This window comes from Bacteroides caecigallinarum (assembly GCF_021530995.1).
GTDB classification, from domain to species: Bacteria; Bacteroidota; Bacteroidia; order Bacteroidales; family Bacteroidaceae; genus Phocaeicola; species Phocaeicola faecigallinarum.
In genome coordinates, this window is record NZ_JADYTF010000035.1 from 19798 (window position 1) to 27620 (window position 7823).

A 7823-nucleotide genomic window follows, 5' to 3' on the forward strand; every position below is an offset into this window, starting at 1 on the left:
TATCATGGTATTTCATTATTTAAAAGTTGCCATACGCAGTCTGTTGAAATATAGAACTCAAAATATCATCAGTATATTAGGTATCGCTGTAGGTTTTGTGTGTTTTGCCTTTTCCATGATATGGATAAGGTATGAGTTGAGTTATGATACATTTCATCGTGACTCGGACAGGATGTATGTGGTATATAAAAAGTCAGATCATGGATTCACTAATATTTCAGACGTTACGCATTATCCTGTAGCAAGAGATATTAAGAATAATTTTCCTGAGGTTGAGGATGCTGCTGCTTTTATGAATGGACCGGCTGTAGTTGGAAGAAGTCTACAAAACGAAGATTTTTCAATGAGGATTACAGTTGATTCTGCTTTTATAAATATGTTTGATATAAAACTATTGTCCGGTAGCTGGAGTTTTCTTAATAATCAAGAAGAAGTTGCCGTAACAGAAGAGTTTGCAGAACGTCTTTATGGAACAAAGAATGTACTTGGAAAAGATCTATTTTTCTGGAAGTCACCGAAAAAGATTTCTGCAGTAGTTTCAGGTTGGGGAAAGCACTCTAATTTCAGATATGATATTATGCTCGGTGTAGATGAAAAGTTCAGAGATGATTATAGGTATAGTGGTTTTTATGTGTGCTTACGTTTGAAAGATGGTGTTAATGCCTCTGTATTTGCTCAAAAGCTGAAGAATAAAGGCTTTGAAGTACCTGGTGGAGGAGGATATACTATAAGAAATTTTTTGCTGGAGAAACTTTCATCGTCCCGTTATACGGTATTCTATAAATATGATGACATTTCCTTGTCGTATATAAAGATGTTTTCGGTAGTAGGAATAACTGTGATACTTGTGTCTTTGGTTAATTTCTTTTCTATACTTATTACCCGTATGAACATTCGTCGAAGAGAGATTGCACTTAGGATATCATGCGGTTCCGGTACGAAAGAATTGATATTGATGTTTGTAACCGAACTGGTAGTGATGATGCTCTTCAGTGGTCTGATAGGTATGTCTCTGATGGAACTTCTCAAGTCTGAATTTGTCAGACTGGCGGATATAGAAGATAACTTCTATTTGTCTTCACTCTGGTATTTCTTTGTCATTCTCATTATGTCTGTTGTGGTTGCTGTCTTTTTGATCAGATATAGTAGCAGGAAAACTGTATCAGAAGAGATAATAGGAAATATCACAAAGAAATCTCGTTTGTCATTTCAGAATGGTAGCATAGTGATACAGTTTATGATATCAGTTACCGTATTGTTTTGTCTGACTGTATTATTCAAGCAATTGTATTATCTTAAGAGTACCGATGAAGTAGGATTTGAGCGGGATGGAAAAGCTTGTCTTTATTGTCAACCTAAAGATATACAAATAATACATTTTTTAAGAAAACTGCCATATGTCCATGAAATAAAGGAAATGTATTCATTATTACCACAGATAGCATCTACCAGTAGTACAATAGGTGAATGGGACGGAAAGTCCGAAGGACAGAAACCGGTTACATTGCAGGTAATACGTGAAGGACGTGACTTCCTTGATTTCTACGGTATCAAACTGTTGCGTGGAACTTATCTTACGGGTAAAGAGGACATTAAATCAGTATTGATAAATGAGGCTGCGGTGAGAATGTTCGGTTGGTCAGAGCCGATTGGAAAGAAGATATATAAATATACTGTGGTTGGTGTGATAAAAGATTTTCATATCTCACCACCTACACAGCCGGTCAAACCTTATATGATAACGCTTGACAGACGTAATGATCACGGTAGTGATTACGTGATTAGTTTTGATGAAGAGCATCTTTCCGATTTGAGGAACAGTATGAAAGATTATATAGAAAAGAATGGTATAAATTTCTGTTATATTAAGACTGCGAATGAAGCTTACGAAGAATATCTTGTTTCAGAAAAGATGCTTATGAAATTGCTGTCATTCGTATCTATGATATGTGTTGTTATTTCATTGTTTGGAGTATATTCACACGTTTCATTGTCATGTGAGCGACGTAGGAAAGAAATAGCTATAAGGAAAATAAATGGTGCAACGGCAGGCAATATAATGAAGATGTTTTTCAAAGATTATCTTTTAATGCTTGCAGTGTCGTGTATCATAGCATTCCTGGCAGGGACTGTTGTAATGAAGAAATGGTTGGAACAGTATGTAGAACAGACTTCTATGGATGCATGGATATACTTTGGATTATTTATACTGATGGCTGCATTTATTCTTCTCTGTGTAGCGAGGAGTATATGGAAGGCTGCCAACGAAAATCCAGCTGAGGTTATCAAGAGTGAGTAATAATTTATAAAACAAGAATATTATGATATTACATTACTTGAAAGTGGCAGTTCGGAACCTGATGAAATATAAGGTTCACAGTCTTATTTCAGCATTATGTCTTGCTGTGGGAATAGTCTGTTATACATTGGTGGCATATTGGATAAATGCTTATAATAGCATGATAAATATGCATGATGAAGAAGTTGTAACATTTAAGCTTGAAGATGAAGATGGCCGGTGGAGTCTGTTTACGCCGGTTGATGTTGAACGGATAGAGAATCTTCATATTGATGGATTGTCGGATATTACAGTTAAATTTCCGTCAAGACAGGCTGAGATAGATGTGATAGATAAGGATCAGAAAGAAAAGCCCTTTATTGTAAACTATTCTGTGGTAAACGGAAATACTTTTTCATTCTATGGATTGGATTTATTGTATGGTAACCGTATTCCGGAGAAAAAGGATGAAGTCGTTATATCACGTTCTTTTGCAGAAAAGGCTTTTGGTCAAGATAATCCGATTGGGGCTGTGATACATCTGTCGGAATCTGTTTACGATTTCGACAAGGGGATTCGTGATTACAGGGTTGTAAATGTGGCCGAAGACAACTGGGCGTTTCCCAGAGTAGATTGCTATTTTCCATATATGGTTTTTCCTCAGGGATTCATGGAAGTGTATGCACTCCTAGGTGATGGTACAACTCTGTCTGCGCTTAATGACAATCTGCAGAATCTTAAATTTGTAAATAATGGAAAGGACTACAGTGTGTCTGCTTTGAGTTTTTCTGATGATTTCAAGAAAAAACAGATGACAATAATCTTTTCAATTGTATTGTTCGTTGCATCGCTCATATTGCTTTCCGGAATGATTAACTTCCTGAAGTTTGCTATACAGATGTTTTATAACCGACAGAGGGAAGTCGCTTTGCGTAAAAGTATGGGGTCTGATGCCCGGGGATTGTTTATGCTTCTGTTTTCAGAGGTATTCTGCATGCTTACAGTGTCATTTCTGCTGTCACTTGTTATAACGGAAATTGTAGTTGATACATGTCATACTTATATTTCATCCGACGATTTGCCATACATTGACTTGCCGGAAGTATATTGGGTGCAGACTAGGTGTTTTGTTTCCCTTCTTGTTATCTGTTTACTTGTGGTTTATGTTCCGGTATGGCGTTTGCGACGTTCCTGTATAGGCTATCATGTTCGCATAAACAACAATAAGCATGTCTTTCGTTCTGTCATGATGTGGCTTCAATTGAGTATTGCTATATTCTTTGTCGGAAATGTTTTGTATATAAACATTGCTTTTAATAAGGTTTACTATTCCGTCTACAGACCGGTTTCTGATGATGAGGAAGCCCGGATTATAGAGTTCAAGCCAAGTACATATCGCTTGAGGCAGAATATATCGCATGTAGTTGATGCATTCAGAAAGATGCCGGAGATTGTTGATGAGATAACTTTGTGGGGAGTGTTGGATTCTCGTTTCAAAAAGAGATATCTTAAAGCTGATGGGACAGATTCTTTTATTGAAACTACAATGGGTAATGCCAATTACTTTCAGTTCTTTAATATCCCTCATCATGGTGAAATGACGGAGTCGGAAGATGCTGTTTATGTAAGTGAGAGATTTATGAGACAATTGGAGAAAGACAGTATTTCCGGAACTGTTTTCATTCAAGGTACTTCATACCGTATAGCTGGTACATATAAAGCTCTGTATGGAGAGAATGAAGATGATCCACGAATAATAGGTTCTGCGTTCTTCCCGGTAAAACCGTTTGGAACTTTTTATTTTAAGATTGCTGATGGGAAGGATACAGACGAAGTGATTGGTAAGATGAAAGATATTTGCAGGGAATATGTTCCGGAAACATTACCTTTGGATATTAAACCGATAACCGACAGAAAACAGACCTTGCTTGGTACGGTGGGTTTAGTCGGAACACTTGTCAATGTATTGGCTTTGGTCAGTCTGCTGTTGGTGATTCTAAGCATATATTCTGCCATTTCGCTTGATACGGACGGACGACAGAAGGAGGTTGCCATAAGGAAAATAAACGGTGCTTCGCCGGTTAAGATAGCTCTTATGTTCGGACGTTCATATATGTTGATTTATATTTTGTCGTTTGCTGCTGCATTTCCCTTTGTATATTATTTTGCGTCAACTGTCTTTATGGATAGTGCTTTCCAGATTAATATGGATTGGGGAATGGTTTTAGCCTTGTTCGTTTCAATGTTGATTGTGGTTTTAATTACTGTAGCATATAAGATATATAAGGTTATGCATATTAATCCTGCAGAGATTATTAAGACTGAATAAATGATATATATATTGCATTGTGCGATGTGTGCGTATTTGTAACAAAAACGTGCGATAGCGCACATGAACAGAATGTATCGTATTTGGGCAAATTATTGATTGTTAGCGATTTAATACTTTGGCACGATTATTGATATAATATTTACAGGTGAAATGACTTTTTTTGATTTATGTTATTGATAAAGATTAAATATGCGATTCGTTTTTTGCTTCGTGCAAAGTCATATACTGTTATCAACCTGATAGGACTTTCGTTGAGTCTTGCCTGTTGTATAATATTGTTACGATATATCCACAGGGAACTTACTGTGGATAATCATGCCAATGACTTAAGTTCTATAATCGTTCCTTTAAGGGATATAGACGGTAATGTTTATCCGGGAGAAAATCCGGGCAATAAGGATTATTCGGTAGATGAAAAGTACATAGAAGACAGATGTAAACTTGTAGATGAGAGGAATTCAACCATAATCAGTAATGACGTTGCTTATAAGACAAATCTGATGGCTGCCGATACAACGTTCTTCCATTTTTTTAATTATCGTGTATTGGAAGGAAATCTTTCTTTAGAACAACCCAATAATGCTATTTTGACTGAAACCTATGCAAAGAAACTGTTCGGAAAAGAATCCCCTATAGGCAAAAATATCTATTTTGATGGGAAGATGCTTACAGTGTCCGGTGTTATTGAACAACCTGTATGTAAGACCACATTCAATTTTGATGCTTTGGTCTCTCAAAAATTAAGGCCGTATTGGGGAAAACTTAATATTGAACTGATATATCAGATATGGTTACAAAAATCCTGTAACATCTATGCGTCTGGTCATATCAGAAAACGGAAAGATATTTTCACGTTATGTGTTCTTGTTTTTACAGTATTCTATTACATTGTTTCTTATGATACTGTCCTTATATTTCCAGCGTCATTTTGATTATCTGATTAATTCTTCGCATGGATATGACACTGATGAGATTATGGTTGCACAGTTGTACAATCACAATAGGATTGTTAATTATAAAAGTACTACAGTCAATCAGTTGAAAGAACGTTTTGAACGTATAAAGAATGTCGGTAAAAAGCTGGATGAGTGTCCTATGATTGAGCGTTGGATGAACTCGTCTACAGCAGTATGGGATGGAAGTCCTACACCTATTGTCAATGATAAAGATGAGACATTTGAGTTGCAGATTAAATTTGTTTCTATAGAGTTTTTTGATTTTTGGGGACTTGAAATAGTTGATGGAGGATTACCGGACAGAATAGATTACGGCGGTGAGAATGTAATAGTATTGAATCGGTCTGCGATGAAATTACTTGGATATACTGACCTTAAGGAAGCATTTGTAAGGAGCACGTCGCCTTTGAGTATTTCTTTTGTAGATAATAAATTGATAGAATTCGGAGTTTATATGACCCCGGTCTCAGCAGTAGTTGAGGATTATTATATGGGACATCTTACGGAAGGAATCAAACCTATGATCTTTATTGTGGGGGCTAAGGATCCAGAAGGGGATGTTATGATAAAAGTGAAGAAAGACAGAGAAAAGGAAGTTATAGACTATCTTCGCAAAGTTGAAAAAGAAATATATAACTCAGAGGATTTTACATATAAATGGGCTGACGATATAGTGGCAGAAATGTATCAGAAAGATAAAGAGACTGCACATATATATATACTGTTTTCTCATATATCGCTATAGTGATATCATGTTTGGGACTGTTGGGTATATCTCTGTTTGATATTCGTCGCAGGTATCGTGAGATTGCAATCCGTAAGGTAAATGGTGCCAAGCCTAAAGATTTGTATATTATACTAGGTAAGAGTTATATGCTTAATCTGGTGTTGGCATTTGTTGTTGCAGCGCCTGTATCATGGATTGTCATTTATTATTATACGGCATCTTTCGTAGAAAAGGCGCCTGTTACATTTGGACTGTTTGTCATTCCACTGTTGATAGTATTGATTTTATCTATGCTGACATTATATTATCAGATAAACAAGGCTGCACATATCAATCCGGCCGAAGTAATGAAGAATGAATAAATATAGAAAAACAACATTTTAAATTCTACTAATATGATTAAGACAGAAAATTTGAAAAAGGTATTCCGCACAGAAGAAGTGGAAACTTGGGCATTGAATAATGTAAGTATTGAAGTAAAGAAAGGTGAGTTTGTGGCTATCATGGGACCTTCAGGATGTGGTAAATCTACACTGCTCAACATCCTCGGATTGCTTGATAACCCTACTGACGGAACTTATTACCTTAATGGAGTGGAAGTGTCAAAATTCACGGAATCGCAACGTACTGATATAAGGAAGGGAGTTATAGGTTTCGTATTCCAGAGCTTTAACCTTATTGATGAACTGAACGTGTACGAGAATATAGAATTGCCTCTTTTGTACATGGGAGTACCGTCGTCGGAAAGAAAAAAGAGGGTAGAAGAAGCTATGAACCGTATGGATATATCCCACCGTTCCAAGCATTTCCCGCAGCAGCTTTCCGGTGGTCAGCAACAGCGTGTAGCCATAGCGCGTGCAGTCGTAGCCAACCCTCAGCTTATCCTTGCCGATGAGCCTACCGGAAATCTTGATTCGAAAAACGGTAAAGAGGTAATGTCTCTTTTAAGCGAGCTGCACAAGGATGGCACTACTATTGTCATGGTTACACACTCACGTCATGATGCAAGTTATGCCGACAGGATTATCAATCTGTTCGACGGTGAGGTGGTAAATGAAGTTAGCGAATGATTTTTTACTTCTCCATATCCCTTAAATGTATTTCAAGTGCCTTTACGGATATGTGTATCTCCCAAATTGAAATACCGAGTGATGCTATAAGCAACAGCAGTGCTACACCGAATACGTACACTGCTGTTGTATGAAATCCTATATAAATCAGAAACATTGTGATTACGCAGAGAAACAGACTTGATATGCCAAGTACCTGCATACTTCGTGTAAGGTAGAGTCGGCGGCGCAGATTGTCTATCTGTGCGGCTGTCACTTCCGAGTGTTTCTGTACATATTGTTCTTTAAGAGTTCTTACAAGCTGTGCGTACGACAGAAATCTGTTGGTATATGCCAGTAGTATGAGTGAAACTGCCGAGAACAGCAGGGCAGGAGTGCTTAAGTTCAGTTCTTCCATATAATTTTTATTTTTATATTGTTTTATTGTACGCAAAGTTAGTTTTTTATTCTGGAAGTATAG

General features: G+C 36.9%; 7 protein-coding genes. 6 read left to right on the forward strand and 1 reads right to left on the reverse strand.

The features are described from left to right. Window positions 1-4: 4 nt before the first annotated feature. The 6 genes from I6E24_RS06790 (at window position 5) to I6E24_RS06815 (ending at window position 7363) form a co-directional block, all read left to right on the forward strand. Window positions 5-2299, forward strand: coding sequence for an ABC transporter permease (locus I6E24_RS06790; protein ID WP_235327299.1), 2295 nt, complete (start codon window positions 5-7; stop codon window positions 2297-2299). A 22-nt stretch (window positions 2300-2321) separates the two neighbouring features. Further along, window positions 2322-4607: an ABC transporter permease gene (locus I6E24_RS06795; protein WP_235327301.1), complete on the forward strand. Its 2286-nt coding sequence runs from the start codon at window positions 2322-2324 to the stop codon at window positions 4605-4607. 206 nt (window positions 4608-4813) lie between these two features. Next, entirely contained in the window at window positions 4814-5542 is a 729-nt protein-coding gene (locus I6E24_RS06800; RefSeq protein WP_235327303.1) for an ABC transporter permease, read from the forward strand. Next, on the forward strand, window positions 5508-6311 hold the full coding sequence (locus I6E24_RS06805; protein ID WP_235327305.1) for a hypothetical protein: 804 nt from the start codon (window positions 5508-5510) through the stop codon (window positions 6309-6311). The genes I6E24_RS06800 and I6E24_RS06805 overlap by 35 nt, the downstream gene beginning before the upstream one ends. Further along, the gene (locus I6E24_RS06810) at window positions 6311-6655 is read left to right on the forward strand and encodes an ABC transporter permease (RefSeq protein ID WP_235327307.1); all 345 of its coding nucleotides are present in this window, start codon (window positions 6311-6313) and stop codon (window positions 6653-6655) included. Before I6E24_RS06805 ends, I6E24_RS06810 begins: the two co-directional genes overlap by 1 nt. A gap of 33 nt (window positions 6656-6688) precedes the next feature. Further along, on the forward strand, window positions 6689-7363 hold the full coding sequence (locus I6E24_RS06815) for an ABC transporter ATP-binding protein (RefSeq protein WP_204402279.1): 675 nt from the start codon (window positions 6689-6691) through the stop codon (window positions 7361-7363). Window positions 7364-7367: 4 nt separating this feature from the next. Here the strand turns inward: I6E24_RS06815 and I6E24_RS06820 are convergent, their stop codons facing one another. Further along, window positions 7368-7760, reverse strand: coding sequence for a DUF2721 domain-containing protein (locus tag I6E24_RS06820; RefSeq protein ID WP_204446823.1), 393 nt, complete (start codon window positions 7758-7760; stop codon window positions 7368-7370). Between the last annotated feature and the right edge of the window lie 63 nt (window positions 7761-7823).

Excerpts from the sequence above, each read along its gene's own strand:
- I6E24_RS06790 (WP_235327299.1), top strand. The coding sequence starts at position 5 with ATGGTATTTCATTATTTAAAAGTTGCCATACGCAGTCTGTTGAAATAT.
- I6E24_RS06795 (WP_235327301.1), top strand. The coding sequence starts at position 2,322 with ATGATATTACATTACTTGAAAGTGGCAGTTCGGAACCTGATGAAATAT.
- I6E24_RS06805 (WP_235327305.1), top strand. The coding sequence starts at position 5,508 with ATGATACTGTCCTTATATTTCCAGCGTCATTTTGATTATCTGATTAAT.
- I6E24_RS06815 (WP_204402279.1), top strand. The coding sequence starts at position 6,689 with ATGATTAAGACAGAAAATTTGAAAAAGGTATTCCGCACAGAAGAAGTG.
- I6E24_RS06820 (WP_204446823.1), bottom strand. The coding sequence starts at position 7,760 with ATGGAAGAACTGAACTTAAGCACTCCTGCCCTGCTGTTCTCGGCAGTT.